Source organism: Synechococcus sp. Cu2B8-bc1011, from assembly GCF_047302735.1.
Lineage (GTDB): Bacteria > Cyanobacteriota > Cyanobacteriia > PCC-6307 > Cyanobiaceae > Synechococcus_C.
This window is the reverse complement of the sequence record NZ_CP138915.1, coordinates 400401-425083: the sequence shown is the minus strand read 5'-3', so window position 1 is coordinate 425083 and position 24683 is coordinate 400401. Positions and strand designations below refer to the sequence as shown.

22 protein-coding genes are annotated in these 24683 nt (G+C 57.7%); 6 read left to right on the top strand and 16 right to left on the bottom strand.

What is annotated here, in order from left to right:
• Window positions 1–10: 10 nt before the first annotated feature.
• Window positions 11–943, bottom strand: coding sequence for an acyl-CoA desaturase (locus SIC18_RS02225; RefSeq protein WP_250395000.1), 933 nt, complete (start codon window positions 941–943; stop codon window positions 11–13).
• A 51-nt stretch (window positions 944–994) separates the two neighbouring features.
• Between SIC18_RS02225 and SIC18_RS02220 the strand changes: the two genes are divergently transcribed.
• Window positions 995–1729, top strand: a complete 735-nt coding sequence (locus SIC18_RS02220) for a hypothetical protein (RefSeq protein WP_084764116.1) — start codon at window positions 995–997, stop codon at window positions 1727–1729.
• A 5-nt stretch (window positions 1730–1734) separates the two neighbouring features.
• Here the strand turns inward: SIC18_RS02220 and SIC18_RS02215 are convergent, their stop codons facing one another.
• On the bottom strand, window positions 1735–2583 hold the full coding sequence (locus tag SIC18_RS02215; protein WP_371190341.1) for an acyl-CoA desaturase: 849 nt from the start codon (window positions 2581–2583) through the stop codon (window positions 1735–1737).
• Between the two features lie 275 nt (window positions 2584–2858).
• Here SIC18_RS02215 and SIC18_RS02210 point away from each other — a divergent pair, with 275 nt between their 5' ends.
• The 4 genes from SIC18_RS02210 (at window position 2859) to SIC18_RS02195 (ending at window position 7846) form a co-directional block, all read left to right on the top strand.
• Window positions 2859–4067, top strand: coding sequence for an aminotransferase class I/II-fold pyridoxal phosphate-dependent enzyme (locus SIC18_RS02210; protein WP_413430487.1), 1209 nt, complete (start codon window positions 2859–2861; stop codon window positions 4065–4067).
• 20 nt (window positions 4068–4087) lie between these two features.
• Window positions 4088–4477 carry a glycine cleavage system protein GcvH gene (gcvH, locus tag SIC18_RS02205; protein WP_048347484.1) on the top strand — a complete coding sequence of 130 codons (390 nt, stop codon included), beginning with the start codon at window positions 4088–4090 and terminating at the stop codon, window positions 4475–4477.
• A gap of 68 nt (window positions 4478–4545) precedes the next feature.
• Window positions 4546–7482, top strand: a complete 2937-nt coding sequence (gene gcvP / locus SIC18_RS02200; protein ID WP_413430058.1) for an aminomethyl-transferring glycine dehydrogenase — start codon at window positions 4546–4548, stop codon at window positions 7480–7482.
• Between the two features lie 94 nt (window positions 7483–7576).
• Window positions 7577–7846, top strand: a complete 270-nt coding sequence (locus SIC18_RS02195; protein WP_048347482.1) for a hypothetical protein — start codon at window positions 7577–7579, stop codon at window positions 7844–7846.
• Window positions 7847–7854: 8 nt separating this feature from the next.
• Here SIC18_RS02195 and SIC18_RS02190 read toward each other — a convergent pair whose 3' ends face one another.
• The 10 genes from SIC18_RS02190 to SIC18_RS02145 all read right to left on the bottom strand — a co-directional run bounded on the left by SIC18_RS02190 (window position 7855) and on the right by SIC18_RS02145 (window position 17906).
• The gene (locus SIC18_RS02190; protein ID WP_048347481.1) at window positions 7855–8061 is read right to left on the bottom strand and encodes a hypothetical protein; all 207 of its coding nucleotides are present in this window, start codon (window positions 8059–8061) and stop codon (window positions 7855–7857) included.
• Window positions 8062–8297: 236 nt separating this feature from the next.
• Window positions 8298–9041: a pirin family protein gene (locus SIC18_RS02185; RefSeq protein ID WP_413430057.1), complete on the bottom strand. Its 744-nt coding sequence runs from the start codon at window positions 9039–9041 to the stop codon at window positions 8298–8300.
• Window positions 9038–9580 (bottom strand): NADPH-dependent FMN reductase, encoded by a 543-nt coding sequence (locus SIC18_RS02180; protein ID WP_250395006.1) that lies wholly within the window; start codon window positions 9578–9580, stop codon window positions 9038–9040. The genes SIC18_RS02185 and SIC18_RS02180 overlap by 4 nt, the downstream gene beginning before the upstream one ends.
• Window positions 9581–9784: 204 nt before the next feature.
• Complete coding sequence (locus tag SIC18_RS02175) at window positions 9785–10498, bottom strand: rubrerythrin family protein (protein ID WP_048347479.1); 714 nt, start codon at window positions 10496–10498, stop codon at window positions 9785–9787.
• Between the two features lie 91 nt (window positions 10499–10589).
• Complete coding sequence (locus SIC18_RS02170; protein WP_250395002.1) at window positions 10590–12419, bottom strand: diflavin flavoprotein; 1830 nt, start codon at window positions 12417–12419, stop codon at window positions 10590–10592.
• A complete protein-coding gene (locus tag SIC18_RS02165; RefSeq protein ID WP_413430056.1) occupies window positions 12419–14194 on the bottom strand; it encodes a diflavin flavoprotein in 1776 nt (591 codons plus the stop codon). The genes SIC18_RS02170 and SIC18_RS02165 overlap by 1 nt, the downstream gene beginning before the upstream one ends.
• Before the next feature lie 36 nt (window positions 14195–14230).
• Complete coding sequence (locus SIC18_RS02160; protein WP_413430055.1) at window positions 14231–15604, bottom strand: TRAP transporter large permease; 1374 nt, start codon at window positions 15602–15604, stop codon at window positions 14231–14233.
• A gap of 14 nt (window positions 15605–15618) precedes the next feature.
• Entirely contained in the window at window positions 15619–16176 is a 558-nt protein-coding gene (locus SIC18_RS02155) for a TRAP transporter small permease subunit (protein ID WP_413430054.1), read from the bottom strand.
• The gene (locus tag SIC18_RS02150; RefSeq protein ID WP_048347474.1) at window positions 16173–17309 is read right to left on the bottom strand and encodes a TRAP transporter substrate-binding protein; all 1137 of its coding nucleotides are present in this window, start codon (window positions 17307–17309) and stop codon (window positions 16173–16175) included. The genes SIC18_RS02155 and SIC18_RS02150 overlap by 4 nt, the downstream gene beginning before the upstream one ends.
• A 162-nt stretch (window positions 17310–17471) precedes the next feature.
• A complete protein-coding gene (locus SIC18_RS02145; RefSeq protein WP_413430053.1) occupies window positions 17472–17906 on the bottom strand; it encodes an Hsp20/alpha crystallin family protein in 435 nt (144 codons plus the stop codon).
• 413 nt (window positions 17907–18319) lie between these two features.
• Between SIC18_RS02145 and SIC18_RS02140 the strand changes: the two genes are divergently transcribed.
• Window positions 18320–19633, top strand: a complete 1314-nt coding sequence (locus SIC18_RS02140) for an NRAMP family divalent metal transporter (RefSeq protein WP_048347472.1) — start codon at window positions 18320–18322, stop codon at window positions 19631–19633.
• A gap of 29 nt (window positions 19634–19662) precedes the next feature.
• Here SIC18_RS02140 and SIC18_RS02135 read toward each other — a convergent pair whose 3' ends face one another.
• The 4 genes from SIC18_RS02135 to SIC18_RS02120 are packed head-to-tail and all read right to left on the bottom strand — an operon-like array spanning window position 19663 to window position 24661.
• Window positions 19663–20157 carry an MEKHLA domain-containing protein gene (locus SIC18_RS02135; RefSeq protein WP_413430052.1) on the bottom strand — a complete coding sequence of 165 codons (495 nt, stop codon included), beginning with the start codon at window positions 20155–20157 and terminating at the stop codon, window positions 19663–19665.
• Between the two features lie 3 nt (window positions 20158–20160).
• Window positions 20161–21057 (bottom strand): SWIM zinc finger family protein, encoded by an 897-nt coding sequence (locus tag SIC18_RS02130; RefSeq protein ID WP_048347470.1) that lies wholly within the window; start codon window positions 21055–21057, stop codon window positions 20161–20163.
• Window positions 21054–24248 carry a DEAD/DEAH box helicase gene (locus SIC18_RS02125; protein WP_413430051.1) on the bottom strand — a complete coding sequence of 1065 codons (3195 nt, stop codon included), beginning with the start codon at window positions 24246–24248 and terminating at the stop codon, window positions 21054–21056. The genes SIC18_RS02130 and SIC18_RS02125 overlap by 4 nt, the downstream gene beginning before the upstream one ends.
• A complete protein-coding gene (locus SIC18_RS02120) occupies window positions 24245–24661 on the bottom strand; it encodes a hypothetical protein (RefSeq protein ID WP_048347468.1) in 417 nt (138 codons plus the stop codon). The genes SIC18_RS02125 and SIC18_RS02120 overlap by 4 nt, the downstream gene beginning before the upstream one ends.
• Between the last annotated feature and the right edge of the window lie 22 nt (window positions 24662–24683).

Genomic DNA, 24683 nt, shown 5'->3' with positions numbered 1-24683 from the left:
ATTGCGAAGTTTACGACGCGACCGGTAGGCGGACCTTGGTTGCGAGTCCTAAGGCGCGCAAGAGGCGGATGTGTTCCCAGGTGAGATCGATTTGACCTGGCTGCATGCCGTGGCGTGCGGAGTGGGGGAATGCATGGTGATTGTTGTGCCAGCCCTCGCCGAAGGTAAGCGCCGCAACCCATTTGTTGTTGCGTGATGCGTCACCGCTGTCATAGACGACGTTGCCCCAGCAATGGGTGGCGGAGTTCACAAGCCAGGTGACGTGATAGACGACCACTAGGCGCAAGGGAATGCCCCACAACACCAAGGCCCAACCGCCAGCACCTGTGGCCGTGCCGATCCAGAACAACAGCAAACCAAGGGGGAGCTGGAGCCAGAGGAAATGGGCATTCAGCCAGCGGTAATAGGGATCGCTCATGAGATCACCGGTGAGGCGAGGCACTGCAGGCATGGCTTCGATCGGGTGGAACATCCAACCCATGTGACTCCACCAGAACCCGCGATGGCTGTTGTGATGATCTGCATCCGTATCGGAAAACTTATGGTGATGCCGATGCAGCCCCACCCAGTCGATCGGACCGTGTTGGCAGCTCAGGGCCCCGCAGGTTGCGAAAAAGCGTTCCAGCCAAAGGGGTAGGCGGAAGGATCGGTGTGTGAGCAGGCGGTGATAGCCAAGGGTGACACCAAGGCAAGCTGTAACCCAGTACAGAACCAGCAGGCTGGTGACAGCAGGCCAGCTCCAGAAGCCAGGCAGAAGGGCCACCGCCGCAAGGGCGTGGATCACGATCATGAATCCAATCGTGACGGAATGTTGGTGATTTTTAGGGCTGGTTGCAGGCTCGCCCTTGCGTGGGCGACGAAGAAGACTTGCTTGAGCCACTGCCAGATGCGAAGCTGCCGGCCGACTGGGCGGCGACGGAGTTCTGATCGTGCTTGAAACCATGGCTAATCCGCTTGATGTCCATAATTTACACCCAATAAGGATCCGTATCAAGTGACGAAGGGAGAAGTCGTTTCTGATCATGTGACCAAGGGTTACCGGGATCGGCTCGATGAGGGCCGTCGGGCGATGGCGCACTTGATCCATGTCTGGCATGAGCGCAATGGCTGGTCCCACAAGGTGTTGCCTGCCCTCGCGGATGCTCTCGATCTCGGTCGTGTGCACAATTCCCAAATTTCGAACTTGCGCAACGGCAAGCTTGCCTCCCCCGGCCCCGAGGTGTTCCTGGCTCTCGGGCAGGCCAATGCGATCCTTGATGCAGGCTTGGATCCGATCCAAGAGCATCTCGCTCAGGTGCATCCCGATCTACTCAAGGTGCTCAAAGTGAGCGCTGTTCCTGTTGTCAGCGCTAATGGCAACCCCTTGGGTGCAGGCGAGTTATTGGAGATCTTTGTAGGCCTCGCCCCTTTGCCACCTGGTTTTGATTGGCGCATTGATCCCGTCGAGGCGGCCGCCTTGAGTGCAGCGCTTGCCGATTGTCTGTGCCGCGGGAAGTCGTGGCGTCAGTGCCGCGATCAGTTGATGACTGCTTATCCAGTCGGAAAAACCCAACGTCGGGAGCGTTTCGCCGCCGTCATGGCGGGTCTGCGTGATTATTCAGCGGAGGAGCTTGATGGGGAGTTTCTCGATCTCCACGCCACCTATCTCGTTCTGGGTGGTCAAAACGGGGAGACTCCAGCCGCATTTCTTGAGGAATTGCGCCGTCGTCTCCCCTTGATGGAAGCTTGAGAGGATTAGCCGGAGTAGCGGGCTTGTCGCACTTTGCGGGTGAGGCCGAGTCTGCGAAGCAGGCGAATGTGCATCCATGTGATGTCAAATTCGAACCATCGCAAGCCATGGCGGGCGCTATCCGGATAGGCATGGTGGTTGTTATGCCAGCCCTCTCCAAAGGACAGCACAGCCACCCACCAGCAGTTGCGTGAGAGATCAGGACTGTTGAAATTCCTATAGCCAAAGGCGTGAGTGGCGGAATTCACCAGCCAAGTCACGTGATACACAACGGCGAGACGTAAGGGGATGGCCCATAGAACGAGACCAACTCCTCCTCCGTGCACTCCTGCTGCTTCTCCATACCAGTAAAGAGCTAACCCCAGTGGAATCTGGAGCAAGAGAAACCAGCGGTCGAGCCAGACATAAAAACGATCACTCAGCAAATCCCCCGCATAGCGATGCTTCTCTTTCAAGGCGGGAATGTCGTGGAGCATCCATTCGCTGTGACTCCACCACAACCCTCGGCCCGCATCGTGGTGATCATTGGGTTGATCTGAAAAGCGGTGATGGTGGCGATGCAGAGCCACCCAATCGATCGGTCCGCTCTGGCAGGCCAGGGTGCCCATCACCACGAGAATCCGCTCCAGCCAACCGGGCACTTCAAAGCTGCGATGCGCCACCAGCCGATGCAGGCCCAGGGTGACGCCCAGTACGGTCATCCAATACAAAACGCCGAAGGCAACCAGACCTTGCCAGCTCCAAAAGCGTGGAAGTAAGGCCACCGTTGCCAGCACATGGATCACGACCATGAAGCTGGTGGTCCCCCCTTTAAGGCGGCGCTGGTGTGAGGGAAGCATCTGACGCGGTGCCATCACGGCTGCGCGAATGCGCAGCTCGCGTTTGGTGCTGGCGTCAGCCGGGGTGGATGTGACCAAAAGAGTCTCCGTGCACCGGATCTAGAGATTCAGACGACGAGAAGCCGGTGAATCTTGAGTCGGTTGGAAAGTGCGAATGTAAAAGAATTCAGCACAAAAAGTGCAACCAAGGAGAGATGGATTCAAATCCTGAGGATCGCTCAATGGCTGCTGCGACCGTTGAGGAGTGGGCGCAGGCGCGAATTTGGCAAGCGAGAGATCGGCTCAGGCCCATGGCAGAGCAACGCACGGCAGGCGTGTCGGTTCGCTTGGCAAAGGTGCTGAACGCCTTTGCTGCGGAGCGTGTCGGGACCCAGCATTTCGCGTCTGTGAGCGGCTATGGCCATGGCGATCAGGGGCGAGAGGTGCTGGATCGTGTCTTTGCCAGGGTGCTGGGTGCTGAAGCTGCAGCTGTCCGACTTCAATTTGTGAGTGGCACCCATGCGATTGCTGCCGCTCTATTCGGGGTGTTGCGCCCTGGGGAGCGGATGCTCTCGATTACGGGCCGTCCCTACGACACCCTTGAAGAGGTGATTGGTTTGAGGGGAGAGGGGCAGGGGTCTCTCCGTGACTTCGGCGTGCGGTACGACGAGCTTCCCTTGCTCGACTCTGGAGCGGTCGATGAGGCGGCTTTGGAAGCGGCTTTAGAAACCCCCCGCCGGCTGGTGTTGATTCAGCGCAGCTGTGGATACAGCTGGCGCCCATCGCTCTCTATCGACACGATTGGACGCCTCTGTGAGCGCATTCATGCCCGGCAGCCCGATTGCGTTTGTTTTGTAGACAACTGTTATGGAGAGCTGGTGGAGGAGCGGGAACCTCCGGAGGTTGGTGCCGACCTGGTGGCTGGTTCGTTAATTAAGAATCTTGGTGGCACGATCGCCCCCGCTGGTGGCTACGTGGCTGGTCGGGCCTCGTTGGTGGAACAAGCCTGCTGCCGGCTGACGGCCCCAGGGATTGGGAGCGAGGGCGGCAGTGGTTTTGACCTGCATCGCCTGCTCTTGCAGGGCTTGTTTCTCGCTCCGCAGATGGTGGCGGAAGCCTTGATCGGTGCAGATTTGGTGGCGGCTGTGTTCGCTGATCTTGGCTATCCAGTGCAGCCCTCCGCTGGGGAGCCCCGCAGTGATCTCATTCAGGCTGTGCAGATTGGAGACCCAGATGCCTTGAAATTGATTTGCCGGGCCTTCCAGGGGGTCTCACCAGTGGGCTCCTATCTCGACCCAGTGCCTGCGCCGATGCCTGGTTATGCCAGTGATTTGGTGATGGCCGGCGGCACCTTTATCGATGGGAGCACCAGCGAATTTTCTGCCGATGCTCCCCTGCGAGAGCCGTTCAATCTCTATGTGCAAGGAGGAACCCATCGCGCCCACGTTGAGCTGGCTCTAACTCGGGCGCTTTGCGCATTGTTGACGGCAGGTTGGGTTGATCTGGCGCAAACTGGATAACAACCGCATCTTCTGGCCCGATGGCCTTCGACTTCCCCGACCAGTTTCGGTTCGCCGACAGTCATGAATACGTCCGGCAGGAAGCGGAGCTTGTGCGGGTTGGACTGAGCGCCTATGCGGTTGATCAGCTCGGCGACATTGTGTTCGTGGATCTGCCAGAGGTGGGGGCTGATCTCAGCCGTGGAACCAGCTTTGGAACCGTGGAATCGGTGAAGGCCGTTGAGGAGATGTACGCGCCGATCACGGGCAAAGTGGTTCAGCGCAATGAAGCAGTGTTAGCCAATCCTGAGGAGCTTCAAAATGATCCTCATGGAGAGGGTTGGCTTCTGGTTATTCGCCCGTCAGAACTTCCCCAGATTGAAGAGTTGATGGATTCAGCGACTTACTCCGCCAAGGTGGCGGCTGCATAACGGAAGCTTGATTGGGTCGTCGATGCGGCGGGGACTTCCTTACAGTCGCCGTCACCGCAACCGGCCTTTTGACCTTGCTTGAACAGCGTGTGTCTGACGCGTCGGTGTCTGAGCCGCTTTCCCCGTTCGTAAGTCGCCATATCGGCCCCGGAGAGCAGGCGCAACAACGGATGTTGAAGGCGCTTGGATTTAAGGACCTCGAGGCGTTTTTACGCGCGGTAGTTCCTGCCAATATTTTTGATTCACTGCCTCCTGTTGAGGCTCTTCCCCGTGGTTGCACCGAAGCCAGTGCTCTGGCTGAGTTGCGTGCTTTGGCTGACGCCAATCAGGTGCGCCGATCGCTGATTGGCTTGGGTTACTACGACACGGTGACCCCAGCGGTGATCCAGCGTCAGGTGTTGGAAAACCCCTCTTGGTACACGGCCTATACCCCCTATCAAGCTGAGATCGCTCAGGGGCGTCTGGAAGCACTGTTCAATTTTCAGACCCTGATCAGCGAGCTCACGGGCTTACCGATCGCTAACGCCTCGCTGCTCGATGAAGGCACTGCCGCAGCAGAAGCAATGGCCATGAGCTTGTCCACCTGTCGCCGTCAGGCGGCCAAGCGATTTTTGGTGGACGCTGCTGTGTTGCCCCAGACATTGGCCGTTTTGCAAACCAGGGCCCTCCCCATTGGAGTGGAGCTGGATGTGGTGGAGCCGGAGGCGTTCCGCTGGGGCGAGGATGTCTTTGGGGTTTTGCTCCAACTACCAGGGCGTTGTGGGCGCCTTTGGGATCCGACCGCCTGCATCGCTGCTGCCCATAACAGCGGTGCCCTCGTCACCGTGGCGGTGGACCCCCTTGCCCAGGTGCTGCTCGCACCGGTTGGTGAGCTCGGTGCCGACATCGCCGTTGGAAGCACCCAGCGTTTTGGTGTGCCGATGGGCGGGGGCGGTCCCCATGCTGCCTTTTTTGCCACCCGCGATGCGTTTCGTCGCCAGGTTCCTGGCCGAATTGTCGGCCAGTCTCGCGATGCTGATGGTCAGCCAGCGTTTCGGCTGGCCTTGCAGACCCGTGAGCAGCACATCAGACGCGACAAAGCTACGAGCAACATTTGTACGGCCCAAGTGCTGCTGGCTGTGATGGCGTCGTTTTATGCCATCCATCACGGCCCGGAAGGGCTGGAGGCGATGGCCCACAAGCTTGTGGCGCTTCGGTCTCAGCTCGAACAGGCGGTTCGTCAGTTGGGCTATTCGCTTGAGGAGACGCCTCGTTTTGACAGTTTTGATGTCTATGGATCGATGGCACCGCAGGTCCATCACCTGGCAGCAGGTGAAGGCATTAATCTTCGTGTTTTGCCCGATGGCGCCTCAGTCGAGACGGCTCAGGGATTTGGAATCAGCCTGGATGAACTCTCGGACTCGGACGAGATCAGCCGTCTCATCGCGGTTTTGGCCCAAGCGGTGGAAGCTCCTGTCCCAACCGACCTAGGAGAGCTGAGCAGCGATGCACTTTGGAAAGGCGTTCCCTGTCGCCAAGCTCCCTGGCTTCAACAGTCGGTCTTTCATCGCTACCGCAGTGAAACCGAGCTGATGCGCTACATCCAGCGATTGGTGAGTAAGGATCTTTCCTTGGTGCACGGAATGATTCCCCTGGGAAGCTGCACCATGAAGCTCAATGCGGCTTCAGAACTTGTCCCTGTGAGCTGGCGGGAGTTTGCGGCGATGCATCCCTTTGCTCCTCTGGATCAGCAGAAGGGGTCTCAGCGCATGGTTGAGGACCTCGCAACGTGGCTGGCTGCCCTCACCGGTTTTGCAGGTGTGTCGCTTCAGCCCAATGCCGGTTCGCAGGGGGAATATGCAGGGCTGCTTGTGATTCGTGCCTGGCATCGCTCCCGCGGAGAGGCCTCCAGAGATGTCTGTCTCATCCCAACCAGTGCCCATGGCACCAATCCAGCCAGCGCCGTCATGGCGGGCATGCGCGTCGTGCCGGTGGCCTGCGATGACGAAGGCAATGTGGATGTGGAGGATTTGCGCGCCAAAGCGGAGCAGCACAGCGCATCCCTAGCGGCCTTGATGGTCACCTATCCCTCAACACACGGAGTGTTTGAGGTTCGTATTCGCGAAATCTGTGCGCTCGTGCATGAACACGGTGGGCAGGTGTATCTCGATGGAGCCAATTTGAATGCGCAGGTGGGTCTATGCAGGCCTGGTGCCTTTGGAGCTGATGTCTGCCACCTGAATTTGCACAAGACCTTTTGCATCCCTCACGGTGGTGGTGGGCCTGGTGTCGGTCCAATTGGGGTGGCATCGCATCTGCGGCCGTTTTTGCCCGGACACCCCTTCATGGATTGTGCAGGAGAGCAGGCCATTCAGGCCGTGTCCGCTGCTCCTTGGGGAAGTGCAGGCATCTTGCCAATTAGCTGGATGTATTTGCGTTTGATGGGCCCTTATGGCCTGCGTCAGGCCACTGCCATCGCACTTCTCTCCGCTAACTACTTAGCCAGTCGCTTGGATGCGCACTACCCAGTGCTGTTTCGAGGGGAGAGTGGGCTGGTGGCCCATGAATGCATCCTTGACCTGCGGGGCCTGAAGCGAACCGCAGGATTGGAAGTGGATGATCTGGCAAAACGTTTGATGGACTTTGGCTTTCACGCCCCCACGGTGAGTTGGCCTGTGGCGGGCACGGTGATGGTGGAACCCACTGAAAGCGAGAGTTTGGAAGAGCTGGATCGCTTCTGCGACGCGATGATTGCGATCCGCGCCGAAGCCGCAGCAATCGAAGATGGATCCAGTGATCGGGAGAACAACCCTCTGCGCCGTGCACCGCACACCTTGGCTGCGGTCACAGCTGACAGCTGGGATCGTCCCTACAGCCGGCAGCAGGCTGCATTTCCGCTTCCTGAGCAAGCCAGCAACAAGTTTTGGCCTTCAGTGGCACGCATCGACAACGCCTTTGGCGATCGAAATCTGATTTGCACGTGTCCCAGCGTTGAAGAGATGGCCGAACCCGTTGCAATGCGGTAAGTTCACTGAAATCGGAAATAAACGTTTCGATTTCAACCACGCATGCTGACCTGTTTGCACACTGATCGGCAATTGCTCCGTCTCAGGAGGCAACATGAGTAACGACATTCCTAACATTCACGGTCAAGTGGTGTTGGCTCCAGCTGCTGCAGGCGATTCGCTTCAGTTGCCTGACCTCCCTGAGTGCCTGCAGGCAGCATTAGGACGTGGTCATACGCTTGCCATTGAGGGCACCAATGTGGTGCGCGTTCCTTTTGGAGTGCGTCGTTCCCGCCGAGTACGCCCCGAACGTCCAGAGCGTTGGGCAACTTTGGTGTTGCCATTGCAGCCCAATGGATCACCCACGCCCCCACAAGCGGCTTAAAAATTTACTTAGGCAGCTTCAATCAAGTTGGTGCTGGCTTCGAGTTTCCAATCAACAAGAGATTTTGCGTCTTCGATCGAACAGATCGCTGTCCTAAAAGGTAGAAGTTGCATGGGGCTTCGTTCTGGTCGAACCAACCAACTCTGATTCGGTTGTTGCAACAGAATGAATCCGCGATAGCGCACTACGAATTGTGGTTCGCTAAGAAATCCCATGGAGGCTGGGGAATCGGATTGATATAGGTGTTATTTCAAGGCGAAAATGCAAATTTAAGCGTTAGCAACTGATTTTCTATAGATTCTGTTTTTGATTGTCAGTGTTTGATCATTCGCTGAGAGATTCGTTCTGTCAAAGCTGCGATGAGAGTTGATTGATGGCATTTGATACAGCCATAGTTTGTGGCATTTGATACAACAAATAGCTTGGGTCTGTTGTATCAAAATTCACTCGGCTAGCTCAGCCCAAATAGGAGTAAGTCGGTCTGATTGCTCGAGGAGTGGATTTGGCTCATCTTTGCTTGGGTTGGATGAAACCCAAGCCCATCGCCTTGGCAAAGATTTGATGGGGATGCAGCGGTTCCACCTGAGATCGAGATCGCGCCGTTGATCATCTGAATCCAGGCCTTTGGATAGGCGAGTTTTGGAAGTTGGATGCTTTTGCCTTGGGCAAGCCGTAGGCGCCAGAGCTGAATCGGTCGCGCAATCGCCATGGCTTCGCTGTTGTTTGGATCCAGCACTGGGATCCATTCCTGATCGGTTAGGGCAATTGTTCGTTGCTCATAGGCAGGCTCGAGTCCTTGCTGGCTGGGTTCGATCCAGATCTGCAGCAACCGGCAGGTTTGTTCGCTTTGATTGATTTCGCTGTGCATGATTCCAGTTCCGGCGCTCATGCGCTGCACATCTCCAGCCTGAATGACGCTGTGGTTTTTGGCCGAATCCTGGTGTTGGAGCTCCCCCTCGATCATCACCGTGATGATCTCCATGTCGTGATGGGAATGCATGCCAAATCCCCGACCGGCAGAAATCGTGTCGACATTGATGACGCGTAGAGGCCCGAAGCCCATCCAGTTGGGATCGTGATGACCCGCGAAGGAAAAGCTATGCCATGACTCCAGCCAGTTGTTGGCGCTATGGAAGCGCTCTTGTGCTGGACGAAAGACCAGCGATGGATGGCAGGTGTTGGAGGGAGGCGTCATTGGGGGGCCTGTTTCTGTCCTAGGCGATGCAGTAAGTCCTGAATGGTGTCGTCCTTGGCTGGTTTGGCGTGATTGCTGACCAATTGACGACCCACCACTTCGGCCCCGAGATGGGTGAGCTGGATGCGAAGTGATAGGAGCAGTTCCAAGCCCACGCCTCCGGAGAAAGTGGCGATGACGATTGGCCGGCTATTGAAGAGCGCCCGAAAGTTGTCGCCTTGCACAGAAAGCCAGGCAATCGCATTGGTGAGGCAGGGCGGAATCGAGCCGTTGTATTCGGGTGCACAGATCACCCAGCGGGGGGAGGCCATGAGTTGGGCCTCCAGGGGGGCGATCGCCTCCGGTGTGCCTTGCGTTTGAGCTCTGGGGGTGAATAAGGGCAGGTCGATGGTTGTGAGATCGAGTAGCTCTGCCGATTGGCCTAGGTTTCCCGCCGTTTCAACGAAGCGCTGGGCCAGCTTGAGGTTTTCGCCGTTGCTTGCGGTGATCACCAAGACATCGCTTGTTTTTGTTTTGTTCATGCCCAGAATTTCCACCATGCACGCTGAATTTTGCCTGATGTCTTCGCCTTCAGGTCGTGGCTGCCGTCGCAGTAAGGACTGCTCTTTGTGGCTCCACCGTTGCAGGCGTAGATCGTGGTGCGAACGATGATCCCGAGGTGCCGCCAAGGGTGGACTACGCGTTGACGGACCTCGGTCGTGAGTATTGCCAGTGCTGGATGATCTGCACGCCTGGGGCGGGCGTTAGGCGGACTTCAATTCCGCTTCCCGATAGGGCACGAAGCTGGCTTTGCGAACACCGCAAATCGGGCAGGACCAATCATCTGGAATCGCTTCGAAGGGGGTTCCGGGCTCAATTCCGGAGTCGGGATCGCCTTCAGCGGGGTCATAAATCATCGAGCACACCTTGCAGATCCATTTGCCCGGTACGGGCTCATCGGCCTGACCCGCTTGGCCTTTGCCTTGTAGTGCTTCAAGGGCAACGCCATAGGACTCGGCATGGTGCTGTTCGATGGGCGTGAGCAGGCCGAAGTTTTTGGCAGCTGTTTTAAACATGCCTGCGTGATCTTTGGATTCGCTGGTCTGTTCGTTGAACTCCGCTTCTGCTCCATGATCACGATCGTTGCGGGCTTGCTGGGCAAACTCCGGATACATGGTGGTGTATTCGTAGGTTTCGCCCTCGATGGCAAGCTCTAAGCAGCGTGTGAGCAAGGCCTGTTTGCCCTCCTCGCTAAGCGCGGCGGGGTCAGTAACAACAAGCTCAGGGTGCAGCAGGCGGAAGTGTGCAAACGCGTGTTCTGTTTCTTGGGCGGCGGTGTCACGGAAGAGCTTGGCGAGATCGCTGCGACCGAGCTTCTTGGCGACATCGGCAAAGAACAGGTATTTGCGATTGGCCATGCTTTCGCCGCCAAAGGCGGCTTCGAGGTTGGCCTGGGTAGAGGGCTTGGAAAGATCCATAGGTTGATTGGTCGATCATTTGATACTAGCGCTATCTCATACTCGCTATGAGTTAGCGCTCAGGGTTGCTGGGTCTGATTGGCGCAGTCCGTTAGTAGTTCGCGCCGCTGCGCCGTTGATGCACCGCCGTATCGGCTTTGGAATCGAGTACTCCTCCATGGGAGACCTCGGCGTAAATCAGCCAGTGATCCCCGCATTCCATACGTTGTTTCACCGTTGCTTCCATCCACGCCAAGGCCTCTGGGAGCAAGGGCTGTTCATGGGGGCTGGCTTTCAGTTCCAGCCCGGCAAAGCGATCGGCTCCAGGCTCAAACGGTTGGAGGAATTGCTTCATGGGCCCGCTCTCGCGCCCTTCGGCAAGCACGTTTAAAGCAAAGCAATCGCCGATATGCAGAAGGGCCTCAACGGCTCGATCCTTGGCGACTGCAACGGTGAATCCCGGTGGCGTGAAACTGGCTTGGGAGACCCAGCTCGCAATCATGGCGCCGGAGAGTGCACCCTTTCGCGCGGTAAGAACACAGAGAGATCCCACGACCCGACCCAGGGCCAGCACGGCAGGGTCACTGCGGCTTTCACTAAGCCCGCCTCCGCTGCGGCGTTGCTGTTTGCGTTGCTCCCGATGCAACTCGCGGCCGAATCGGGTGCCGGTTTCTTCGAGGGTTCGAATCATCGCTGCGTCGGGACTGAACTTCACCCGGATCGGGTCGAATGCAAAGTGAAATCCGCCGTCACGAAGCTTGTTTTCCAGCAGGTCGATGGCTTCACCGCTCCAGCCAAAGCTGCCAAAGACGCCCACGGGTTTACTGCGGTCTCCTTCGGCAAGGAGCGTCCCTAAGGCGGAGACGATCGGCGTTGGCGCATGGCCACCGAGCGTTGGTGAGCCGATCAAGATGCCGTTTGCTTGTTTGATCGTGTTGATCAGTTCGTTGGGAGGTGTGAATTCACAGTTGAGACTGGTGATTCGAATCCCAGTGCGACCAACACCTTGAGCTAAAGCATCAGCGATGGCAGCCGTGTTTCCGTAAGCACTGGCAAAGAGGAGTGCAACGGACAAGCTTGCTTGTTGTTGGCTTTCTCCCCAGCGTCGATAGTCATTGAACAAACTGCGCCAGCTTGTGTCGATGGCTGGACCGTGGCCAGGAGCCACCGTGGTGATGTCCAGCTCTTCAAGGCGCTCTACAAGGGAGTCCACCTGGCCTGCCATCGGTGCCATGAGGCAGTCATAAAAGTGACGTCGCTCTTCTTCCGTTGCACTGCGTCCGGACTCAGCCCATTCGTGGGTGCAGATGTGCGCTGAAAACAGCTTGCCGCTCATCAGAAGTCCGAGCGACTGTTCAAACGCCAGCAGACCCCCGGGCCATCGGGGGGTGGGCGCGGGAACGAGTTGAAGCTGGTGCCGATGGCTGAGAGGCAGGGTTTGCTCTTGGCGGATCACCTGAATGGCTGGCAGTTCGGGGATGGCTGGTTGTTCGCTCGCCTGACCTGGCGCTGCAGGTTTGCGTTGTGACCAGAGTTCTCCCAGGAGCTTGGCTCCAGCGTTCGAGGCAATCAGTTCCAGTGCGGGGTAGAGGCCTGCCAGATCACGAAGCAGCGCCACCCTGTTGGGGTTGACGTGGCCAACCACAACCTTGAGTTCGGTGGTTTCGGCGGGAAGCAGGCCGGCAAGAGCCGGGAGGAAGGCCTTGTCGTAGGCCTTGCCTGGAGGATGCACCAGAAGTGCGGTCTGATGATGGCCCTCGCCATCCGTGCCGGCATCAAACAGAAAACTGTTGGCAGTGCTGCCCCGTTCCAGCGCATATTCCAATTCGAATCGGAGCCGTTGAGGACTCAGACCCCGCAGGCAAGTGAGTCCGTCATCGATGGGCAGGCTGATCACTTGCCGCGTTGCTGCTGCAGAGGCCTCGAGGTTGGATGTTGCCATTAGTAGTGGTTCCCAACTTTGCGGTGATGGACGGCTGTCATGGCGTTGGCATCAGCCACGTTTCCCTGCTCCACCACGGCATAGATCACCCAGTGATCGGGGCCTTCCATGCGTTGTTCGACGCGGCAACCCAGGTAGGCCAGTGCATCTCCGAGGACGGGGCCGCCTTCGGCCTCCTCCTCCAGCACATTGATGCCGGCGAAACGGTCGGCGCCGGGTGGGAAGCGCTTAAGAAAATGTCTAAGCAGTTGTTGATGGTTGTCCTCTCGGAGGATATTCAGCACGAATTGGTCGCCAACCTGCATCAAAGCTTCGATCGCCCTGTCTTTGGCGACGGCCACGGTGATCCCTGGTGGGGTAAAGCTGGCCTGACTGACCCAGCTCGCCACCATCGCACTACGGCGCAGGCTTTCGCCTTCGCCCTGACTCGCAGTGACCACATAAAGCCCACCGCTGAGACGACCAAGAGCTTTGTCGAGATCGCCGTCCAGACTTTTCATGGCTGCGATCGTTTTGTCGCGTGTCAACAACTGGCCAAGGTCGGTGCCTGATTCTTCGCAGCGCTGATAGTCGCCCCCTTGAGGAAGTTGGCGAATGCGGAGGGGGGAAAAGGCTTCCTTCTGTCCCTGGCTGCGTAGTTGTCCAGCCACAGAATCGATCGGCTCGTCATCTCCACCAAAAGCGTCGTAGACGCCAACGATTTGTTTGCCATGCAAGGCAGCTAATAAGGTTCCGATGCTGCTTTGCAGCTCAGCATCCGCGTTCGCTGGCCAGGTTGGCACCACCACGGCCTTGGCTTCACTGATCAGGGCTGTGAGCTCTTGGGCATCGGTGGCGCGTAGATCAACAAGTTGAACCTGGGCGTCGGTCTTGCCGATGCCATGGGCGATGGCCTGACTGAGGCGGTCACAGAAGCCGTATTGACTCAAATAACAAACGGCTGCGTAACTTTCGCCTTTATTGCGTTGTCCGCTCCATTCGCGGTAATCGCTGATCCAGTGGCTGAGGTGATGGCGAAGCAACGGGCCGTGACCTACCGCGATGGTGTTGATCTCGGGCAGACCATCCATACGCTTCAGGGCTTGAAGCACGCTGCGGGCATTGGGCCCCATCAAGCAGTCGTAGTAGAAGCGGAAATCCGGGGCGATGGCGCCAGGATCGCTGTCAAAGACGTCTTCCGAGCAGTAGTGCAGCCCAAAGGCATCGCAGGTGTAGAGGATTCCGCTGCCGTGGTCAAATGAAAAAATCGTGTCCGGCCAGTGCAGGTTGGGTGCACTTAAAAACTCAAAGCGATGCTGCACGCCGCTCTCAGGGTTGATGCCGAGATCGAGCTCTTCTCCGCTTTTCACGGCTCGGGAGTGGAACGGGCGATGCACCTGGTCCTTCAGAAATTGAATCGCCACCTTGGATCCAACAATCTCGATCTCAGGGTTCAGGTCAATTAGATCCCCAATCAGTCCTGAGTGGTCTGGTTCGGTATGGCTCACGATCAGGTGATCGATCTGCTGGGGATCGATTTGCTCCTTTAAAAGCGGCAGCCAGGTGTCGCGGAATTTGGCGTGACTCGTGTCAATCAAGGCCGTGCGTTCACCCCGTACAAGGAACGCGTTGTAGGTGGTGCCGTTGCGCAGGCCGAATTCAATATCGAAACGGCTTCTCTCCCAGTCAAGGGAGCGAATCGTGCTGCTGTCAGCAGCAATCATTTCGGATTGGAGGGAGAGCTTCGGACCGGTGCTTGCCGCAGTCACTGATGGCTTCAAGCTGGAGGTGGCCATGGCAGTTACTCGCTGACCTGAACTCTACGGAGAACGTCAGGTCAGTGACATGGGCGCCATCGCAGCAGCGAGGCGCGGTAACCAGTCCACGAGGCCAGGTACGGCGATGATCAAAGCCAAAACGGCCACCTGCAAGCTAACGAAAGGCAAGGCCCCCCGATAGATATCCCGGGTTTTCACGTCCTTTGGTGCGACGCCGCGGAGATAGAAGAGCGCGAATCCGAAGGGTGGTGTGAGGAATGACGTTTGCAGATTGGCCCCGATCATGACGCCAAACCAAATCAGAGCATCGGGGCCCAGCAGCTGCCGTGCTGCTGGCAAAAGCAACGGCACAGCAATGAATGCGATTTCAAAGAAATCGATGAAGAAGCCGAGCAAAAAGATGATCAGCATGCTGAAGATCAGGAATCCAATCCGACCTCCTGGGAGGTTGAGGAGCACATCAGCGATGAGGTGATCGCCGCCGACTCCTCGGAAAACAAGGCTGAAGGCGGTCGATCCCAGCAGGATGGCCATCACCATGGCCGTGGTTCTCATCGTGTTCTCGCAAACCTTGGATAATTGTTTGCGGCTGAAGCCTCCATTGAGAGCGGCCAGAAGGATCGCGCCCACCGCACCAATCACGCCCGCTTCCGTTGGGGTGGCGATGCCGAAAAAGATGCTCCCCAACACAATCAGGATTAAGGACAAGGGCGGCACCATCGATTGCACCAGCTGTAGAGGCTGGCTGGCGCCCAGCTCAGCTTGAGGAAGTTGGGGTGCAAGTTCAGGCTTGATCGCGCTGATGATCAGCACATAGATCGCAAACACTGCGGCCATCAGCAGGCCAGGCAGTAAGGCGCCCATGAACAGGTCTCCCACTGAGATTCCCAACTGATCGCCGAGGACCACGAGCACGATGCTTGGAGGGATGATCTGGCCCAGGGTTCCCGATGCCACGATCACTCCAGTGGCCAGAGTTTTGTCGTAGCCAGCCTTCAACATGGCCGGCAAGGAAATCATTCCCATGGTGGTGACGGTTGCCGCGACCACACCGGTGGTGGCGGCCAGCAGTGAGCCGACGAGCACCACGGCGAGGGCCAGTCCACCGCGTAGGCGTCCCAGAAGGCGACCCATGCTCTCGAGCAAGCGTTCAGCAATGCCTGAGCTTTCCAGCATCGACCCCATAAACACGAAAGCGGGGATCGCTAGCAACGTGAAGTTGCCCATGATTCCCAAAATCCGTTGGGGAAGCGCCGTGACGAATTGCGGTTCGATTTCGCCGCTGAGCATCCCAAGCAACGCGAAAATCACGCCGATCCCTCCCAGACAGAAGGCCACAGGGAATCCACTGAGAAGGGCCAGGATCAGGGCCAGAAACATGCCGGGTGCAAGGACCGCTGAGGGGTCGAGACTCAGCACCCAACCCATGGATTCAATTTCAATCACAGGCCTGTTCCTCCCTGAGGTGGTTGCCGCTTATCCCCATGCATGAGCTTCCAGCGCAGCCGCAAGGATTCAGCAACTCCCTGGAGTCCCAGCAAGAGAAAGCCGATGGGGATTAGGGATTTCAGCCAGGTACGAGGTAATCCACCTGGATCGGGAGACATCTCTCCAATGCTCCAAGAGCGCAGCGCCGGTGCAACCGATAGGGCCATGACGCCAAAGGCAAATGGCAGCAATAACAAGAGCAAAGAACAGAGTTCTTGTCGCTCCTGGCGGCGGGTGCTCCAGCGACTTTGCAGGACATCAACGCGAACGTGGCCGTCCTTTTGCAGCGTCCAGCCCAGTCCGAACAGAAAAATCAGCGCAAATAAATACCACTGGGCTTCGATCAGACCATTGCTGCTGAGGTTGATCCCGATCGCTGATCCCAGATACCGGCCCACCACATTCCAGAAGCCAATCGCCAGCATCAACAACACCGACCAACGCGCTAGCCACGCTGCAGCGGCATTGATTCCGTCGATCAGGCGCACGAGACCTGCGAAGCGATCGTTCATCGCTGGTCTCCTGGTTGATCTCCTTCGCTGCTGTCATCAAATTCAGCGAGCGGTAATTCATTGATGTTGTTCCACCTTCTGGTGTCTCGGCGGAACAAGCGCCAGCGCTCGAGCAGAGCTTTAAATCCTGCGTCGGCATCCGCGAGCTCCTGAAAAATCTCCGCACTAGCGCTACGAGCAGCTTTGAGGATGTCATCGCTATAGCGCTCGAGCTGGATGCCTTGGCGGGTGATGCGTTGCAAGGCCTCGCTATTCCGCCATTCGTAATGACTCAACATTCCCAGGTTGGCTTCGTAGCAGGCCGTGCTGAACATGGCTTGATACTCCTTCGGCAGTTCGGACCAGGCTTTGCGGTTGACCAGCGCCATCAGCGTTGGACCTGGCTCCCACCAACCGGGGTAGTAATAGTGCTTTGCAGCTTTGGCTAACCCAAGCTTTTCATCGTCGTAGGGGCCGGTGAATTCGGCGGCATCGATCGTGCCCCGCTCTAAAGCCAGGTAAATCTCTCCACCAGGAAGAACCTGAACATTCACGCCCAGCTTGGCCATGACCTTGCCCCCTAGCCCGGGGATGCGCATCTTCAAGCCCTGAAGGGATGCAAGGCTTTGGATCGGTTTTTTAAACCAACCGCCCAGTTGTCCGCCTGTGTTTCCGGCTGGGAAACTGATTGCTCCGAAATCGGCAAACAGGGCATTCATGTCCTCGTTGCCGCCGCCGTAATACAGCCAGGTGTTTTGCTGTTGGGCAGACAAGCCAAACGGCACCGCCGTTCCAAAGGCAAAGGCAGGGTTTTTGCCGATGTAGTAATAGCTGGCGGTGTGGCCGCATTCAACGGAACGCGCTTGAACGGCATCCAGCACCTCCAGGCCGGGAACGATTTCGCCCGCTGCAAAAGGCTCAATCTGGAAGGCTCCACCACTCATCTCCTCAACGCGTTGGCAAATGGTGACGGCACCCCCATAAATGGTGTCGAGGGAGATCGGCCAACTCGTAGCCATGCGCCAGCGCACTTGAGGTAGCCCGCTGGCGCGCGTCTCTTCCGCTCGGCGGATCGTGCAGGCACTCAAAGCTGCGGCGCCCGCCGCTGCCGCTGCCGCTTGACCACCGCTGCGAAGCAGCTGCCGTCGTTGCATGGCTGGCGTCCTCCGGAGGGCCGTCGATCAATCGACGGATCGCCCATGAATTTTATCGATCAGCTCTTACAGATCCATAAAAAGGCTCCCCGCCATGGCGAGGAGCCGATTACCTCTTTCCCGTTGCACTTGTGGTCTTGAACTGGAGTTCACCAGTGTGTTTCAGCTTTCCACCTTCACCGAAACGCTGGTACGGTTGTCGCTTTTTGCAGCCTTGATCTCAAGAATGCCGTCGCGATAGGAGGCTTCCAATTGGTCGCGATCGAGCGGCTTGGCGAACCGAAAACTGCGACTCCATGTTCCCGTCCGGAACTCGCTGAGCAGCTGCTGAGCGTTTGCGTTTGAGTCTGCGCCTGCTTCGGCTGGGGGTGTGGTCTCTTCCACGGGGATGGTGGGTTGCCGTTCAGCGCTAATCACAAGCGAGCGATCCGTGGCTTTGACATCGATGGAGTCACGGTCGACGCCTGGTAGCTCCAGGCGCACGGTGTAGCTGGCTTCGGTTTCGATCACTTCAGCAGCGGGAACCCGTTCAGCTTGTGAAACTTGCTGCTCAAGGCGATCCAATAAATCGAAGGGTGATGTACGAAGGGTGATCATGGGTAAATCTCAAATTGGCTGTGAAATTCAGGAAGTTTGTGTTTCCCGCAACGCCAATCTGCGCTGAATTGATCTCAACTGGGAGTGTAAGAACCGCCCATTTTGGTACGGTCTAGACCACCAGGTTCGGTTGCTGCTACTGAGAAGTCGTGAGGGCCGAACGGTGATAGATCTAGGCCAAGCCACCTCTCGCCGAAGAAAGAAGGCTCGCGCTTGCCAACTCATTGACTCTCATCGAACAGGAAGAAGATTGAGCCCTTGTTCATCAGTCAAGCTTGGCTTTCCGTTTTCATTCGTGTTCGATCGCTGTGGAGTCGCGTTCAAGCCGTGCGGCATCTTGATCTCGACCGATGAACGGATGGTCCATTGCGTGAGGCTTGGCAGGAGGATGGCTGCCAACCATTCGTCTCTCTATGACAACCTCCGCCTCACGTTCGGCAGCGGGTCTCAGGCGGAGCCTAGGTCCGGGGATTTTGATGGCTGGGGCCTGTATTGGCGGGTCTCACTTGATGTCCTCCACAACGGCTGGGGCAAGGTTTGGCTTTGCGTTGTTGGGCTTAATCCTGCTCACCAATTTGGTCAAGTATCCATTTCTGCGGGTGGGCACACGTTTTACGGCGGTCACTGGATTGACGTTGTTGGAGGGGTTTCAGCGCCGTAATCGCTTCTACCTCCCCCTTTACCTGTTGGTCAGTCTGGTCACCGGAACGCTCACGATTGCGGCGGTCAGCTTTGTGGCTGGGCTCTTGCTGACCAACGTGCCGCTGTTGGCGAATTTCAATACGTTCGGCTTGGCCATCGCCGTGCTGGCTGTGAGTGGCTTGATCCTTCTGCTGGGGCACTACCGGGCGCTGGATCGTCTTTCGAAACTGCTGGTTGTTCTGTTGACCCTTCTTTCCGGAGTTGCAGCGTTGACACTGCTGCTGCGCGGTTCTGTTGGGGATGTAGCAGCCACCTGGGTGGGCACAACTCCTTCTCCCTGGACAGCGGCAAACTTGGCATTCCTCATCCCCTTGATGGGCTGGATGCCCGGTCCGGTGGAGATGTGCGTATGGCCGTCGTTGTGGATGTTCTCCCGTGCACAAGACAGCAAGCATTCGGCGTCTTTGAAGGAGGCCGAATTTGATTTCAACCTGGGCTATGCGGTCACTGTTGTGACGGCTGTCTTCTTTGTGATTTTGGGTGCTTATACGATGTATGGCACCGGCGAGGGAATGTTTGCCGGCAGTGGGGTGTCTTTTGCTCAGAATCTCATTCGCCTGTACACCGAAGCCATGGGTGGCTGGGCTGCTTGGGTGATTGTGCCGGCGGCCTTTGCGGCGATGTTTAGTACAACGCTCACCTGTTTAGATGCCTATCCACGCAGTATTTCTGCGATCCAAGGTTTATTGCAGGGGTCTGATCGAGGGGATTTGGCTTCGGCTCCTCAGCAGCGTCGTTTGACCGTGTGGTTAGTGCTGCATTTATTGGCTGCCTTGGTGGCCTTGCTGTTTGCGTTCAGTGGGGGGATTGGAGTGAAAGATTTTGTCTTCGGTGCGATGACAGGAAGCTTTCTGACAGCTCCGTTATTTGCCTGGATGGCAATGGACACGATGAACAGTGACCTAGTGGCTGTGGAGCATCGCGATGGTCCAGCGATGCGAGTGCTCACCTGGTTTGGCCTGGCCTTTTTGACAGGCTTCAGCTTGCTGTTTCTCGGTTGGTGGGCTTTCGGCTGGGGTGCGTGAACAAGCAATGATCCTGTTCGATTCAATGGTTAAATCCACCACCAGTTGGAGAAAGCAGCGGCCTGTCCGCAGGCCTCATTGTTGTCATCCCACAGGGGCCAGATTCGAGCGTTGTGAATCATGAAACGCCGACCTTCTTGATTAATGCGAATCCCGCTATAGCCTCGGAAGCCGGCACTTTGATGGGCTTGCTGAAGAGCGTTGGCCCGTTCGCGTTGTTCACTCTCCTCAGCAGTCAGCCTGGAGGGCATGCCCACCATGGTGTGCCAACTGTGCCCCCAGATCCGTAGGGCAGTGCTGTTGACATAGGTCAGCAATGGATCAGCACGGTGATCATGAGCCAACACGGCAATTGGGCTCGCGAAAAGTTCTTGCGCTGCTGTGCGATGGAACGGGCCGCTTTGATTACACACCAGTAGGGGTTGAGCAAAGGCCCGTTGATAGGAGATCAGCAAGCCGTTGATTAACGCCTGGGTATCAGCTCTCAACCAGGGAGCGGAGGTCCTTGAAATCATGTCCGTCATGGCTTACTGCCCCGCTGCCATCGCCTCCAACATGGCTTGTTGCGCTAAGGCTTGTCCCTGTTCGCGCAGGTGCTGCAAGAAACGGGGCTTTGCCTCTGGGAAGCGGGGCTCTTCGGCTAGTGGTAATTCACCTGCTGCGTCCAGTCCGGTGTCTCCTTCCATCGCTGGGGTGATCACCACCAGGTCTCCATCAAGGCCCGCGTCATAGCGCCACCAGAGCGTTGGATCGAGAACCGCGGGATGGGGAGGATTGAGTTCGCTGCTGCTGACTTCGATTGCAAGCGCTTCTGCGTTGTCGCTTTGGTTTGCGCTCTCAGCGATGGCCTGTAATGCCTGTTGACGATGCGCCGCCAGGTCTTCCAGCAATTTGGCTCGCGTGCGACCACGCAGCTGAAACAGCACAAACGGATCTTCGCTGAACCGTTCTCCCATCAAGAAATAAACAGCGCTGATGTGTTTACAAGGGTTGGCTTTGTCTGGACAGCTGCATTCGCTCCTCACCTCTTGAAGCTTGAAGGGAAACAGGCGGCGACCACTGGCCGCGAAGGCCCGTTCGATGTCGGCTGGCATGATCCCTGCCAAGAGTTGAGCGGACCAGCGTGCCTTCATGGTGAGCGCCTCCAGCACGTAGCGCCAGTCCTCATCTTTCAGAACATCGAGCCAGAGCTTCACTTTGTAGGGGTCTTTGTCTGTGCCTTGCACACGGGCATGCACCCGTCGTCCTTCGAAGCGAATGGAGGTCACGTGACCTTCTCGCGCGTAGGCCCAAGCCCGTTCCAAGCGCTTTTTGAAGCGGTAAGAATTGATGAGCTCCATCCATTGCTCAACCCACCAGGGTTGTTGAGACAGACCGTCGTCACTGATCGAGGTGTTGATTCCACCTGGTGGGGTGATGCTCATGCTTGGTTGTCCTCCAGGCTCACTAGCTCTTTGAGTTGTCCCATTTCAAGGCCTCCAAGCCAGTCTTCGCCGGAGCCAATGATGTCTTCCGCCAGTCTGGACTTCTCGCGGATCATGCGGTCAATTTTCTCCTCGACCGAGCCGCTGGTGATGAACTTATGCACCATGACCCGGTTCGTTTGGCCGATGCGATAGGCACGGTCCGTGGCTTGATTTTCAACGGCGGGGTTCCACCAACGGTCGATGTGAAAGACATGACTGGCGCGCGTGAGGTTGAGGCCGACTCCGCCAGCCTTGAGTGATAACAGGAAAAGCTGGGGCCCGCGCGGGTCCTCCTGAAAGCGATCGACCATGGCTTGCCGTTCACTTTTGCTTGTGCTGCCGCTGAGGAAGGGAACTTCGCTGCGCCAGCGTCGTTGCAAATAATCCTGGAGCAACTTGCCCCATTCCGCGAACTGGGTAAACAGCAAGGCTCGATCCCCCGCTTCTACGACCTCGTCCAAAATTTCTTCGAGACGTTGCAGCTTCACGGACCGTTTGAGGAAATCTTCGCTGGCGCCCTCCTCCTTGAGGGCAAGCGCAGGGTGGTTACAGATCTGCTTGAGCTTGGTGAGCAGCCCCAACACCTGACCATGACGTTTGCCACGTGGCGCGCGGGCAATGGCATCCAAGGTGTCTTCAACGGTTTTGGCATAAAGCGACTTCTGCTCTTTGCTCAGCCCAACCCACTCGCTCAATTCCACCTTCTCGGGGAGATCCGAGATGATCGCTTTGTCGGTTTTCAGTCGTCTGAGGATGAACGGTCCCACTCGGGCTTTAAGGTCGCGAAGGGAGGAGAGGTCTCCGTAACGCTCAATCGGCATTCGGTAGCGATGCCGGAAAAATTCCTCCTCTCCAAGCACCCTTGGGTTGAGGAAGTCCATCAAGGCCCAGAGCTCGCTGACGCGGTTTTCGACGGGTGTGCCGGTGAGTGCGATCCGAAAACGGCTGTTCTTTTTTGGGCGTGCCAGGTCACGGGCGGCTTGGCTTTGCTTCGCGGAGGGGTTCTTGATCGCCTGCGCTTCATCGATCACGAGACCTTGCCAATCGTGACTTTCGAGGAGTTCACTGTCGCGTTGCAACAGGCCATAGCTGGTAAGCACTAGATCAACGTCCTTCAGCGCCTTTTTCAGTGCTGCTGGGGTGCTGGGGCGTTTTGGACCGTAGTGCTCATGCACCTTGAGCTCGGGTGTGAACGCCGTTGCCTCTCGTTTCCAGTTCGTGAGTACGGATGTGGGTGCAATTAAAAGGACCGATCGCTTGAGCTCGTTTTCTGCTTTGAGGTGTTGCAGAAAAGCCAGCAGCTGGATGGTTTTGCCAAGGCCCATGTCATCGGCCAAGCAGGCGCCTTGGTCGAAGCGATGCAGGAAGGCAAGCCAGCCGAGACCTCGCTCTTGATAGGGCCTGAGTTGACCTGAAAAGCCCTCGGGAGCGGGGAGTGGGTCTGGCGCTTTCTGCTGGTGGTACTGCTCCAGCACGGCTTGCAGTCGCGGACCGGCATCAAATTGATGCACGGGCAGGCGCATCATCGTGTCGCCTTCGGTGGCGGTGAGCCGAAGCGCGTCATCGAGGCTCAGGTCTGGATTGGCGGCGCAAAAGCGCTCGGCATTTTTGAGGTCATTGGGGCGTAGTTCGATCCAAGCCCCTTTGTGACGGACCAGAGGGCTGCGCTTTCCAGCCAAGCGCTCAAGCTCTCGCAAGGTCAGCGTCACCCCGCCGATCATCAGCTCCCAGCTCCAGTCAAGGTTTTCACCAAGCGTGAAGCCTCGCGAACGCTCGGTGAGCTCTGCCTTGATAGCGAGGCCAAGCCGGCTAGCCAGCCCTCCAGAAAGGCTTGGTGGCAGGTCAACGCCAACGCCCACATCTCGCAGTTGTCGGGCTGCTGTGCGCACCAAAACAAACGCTTCAGCTGGCGTGAGCTGCATGCTCTCTGGCGTGGCGCTGTCCAGTCCGCGCTCGATCGGCTGGAATACGGTCAGGGCTCGCCCCATGCCCTCGAGCAAGACCTCGCTGGGGTGATCCACTTTGATTTCCCCAAGTTGGAGGCCGCTGGGGCCTGCAGCCCAGGCCGCTCCCGCGGGCAGCTTGAGGGTGGGATCTGCTTCCGCCTGCAGAAAGAAGCGCAGTGGCCAAAGGTCTTCATCGTCCGCTGGTGTTGCCAGCTCCAGGCAGGCGCGGGCCGCTGCCACATTGCCAGCGACCCCTTCACGCCAATGACTACTGGCGGTGGCTAGGCGTTCGGTTTCTTCATCACTGAGTTGGAGCTCACCTGTATCCGAGCTCAAGGCTTCCTCCCAGGCTCGTAGCAGGGGGTCCAAGCCGTCAGGGTCAGGGGTAAAGCCCTTGCGCAGCTGCGCGTCCATCAGGTCGGCCAACAGCGTGGCAACCCGTAGTCGTCCGCTGCGAGGCCTGCAGCAAGCCACCGGATTCGCGGCGCGCATGGCTTCTGGTCTGAGCCTGGTGATTCGGTTGCTGCGTTTGCCCGTTGGTTCTCGCCAAGGCAGGGCACAGGTGGCAACGAGAGGAAGGCCTGAGGCCAAGTCTTCAAGGCGGCGCCGGTCTTCTTCCCGATTGAGAAGCGGTACCCAGCGGGCGCGATGGGGATAGCCCTCGCCCTTGCTCAGCTCCACTTGGGGGAGCCAGCGACTTCGGGCTACGAGGCTGAGGGACCAACGCTGCATGTGACTCCACCAGCGCAACTCATCAGCCAAATCAGGATGTCGTCCTGACAGAGGAAGTTTGGAGAGCCAGGCGGTGGCCGCCATGGGGTCAATCGCGAGCCCCTGAACCTGCCAAGGCCACCACTCTGTTTGCTTGGGGATCGGTTCTCCAGCTTGTAAGGGAAGGCCTGTCCAAACGGGCTCTTCAGTGCTGCTGGCCTCTGCTCCGCGTTTTTTTCGGGGCTTCACGCTGCGGCTCGGCAGGGTGAGGCATGCTGTGGCATCAATGATGCCGTCGGGTAAAAGATCCCGTTCCGTGAGCAAGGCCCGAAGATCGTCTGGGCTAAGGGTGAAGGGGTGAAGCGCAGGGGTTGTACTTGGGCCTGCAGGCTCGGCAACGCGCCAGGTGTCAGCCCACACCAAAAGGGCAGCTCGTCCAGAGCTGGTAGGAGTACGAATGGCCGGAAGCCAGGTGGCGTGCAGCAGGCTCATGGCCGCGACGCAGAAAACATGCGTTGGGTTCCGTAAAGCACGAGTGCACTGCCGATCAACGGCAGCCACCCAATGAGGAGATCCAACACCAATATTGCCAGGGCATCGGCCCCTGCCAAGGGGGAAGGTAAAGACATCCCAAGGCTTCGTAACCCACAGACCGCTCCAACGAGCCCAGCGCGTAGGTGGGAGTCGTTGGAGTCAACGCGCTCTAGGTGGAAGGCCAGAAGGCCATAAAACAATCCGCAGCCACAGGATCGCACCGCCATTTCGAGTCCAAATGGAAGGCTGAAAAGGCCTGCTGTCAGTCCAGCAAGGCAGGCCCAGCCAATGGATAGCCAGCGCAGTCGATGGCGGCTGTCGGTGGAAGGAGACGGTGCGACGACGGTGCGCGGCGGCTCAGGGGCGATCATGGCCTTTCGATCTGTTGTTGAC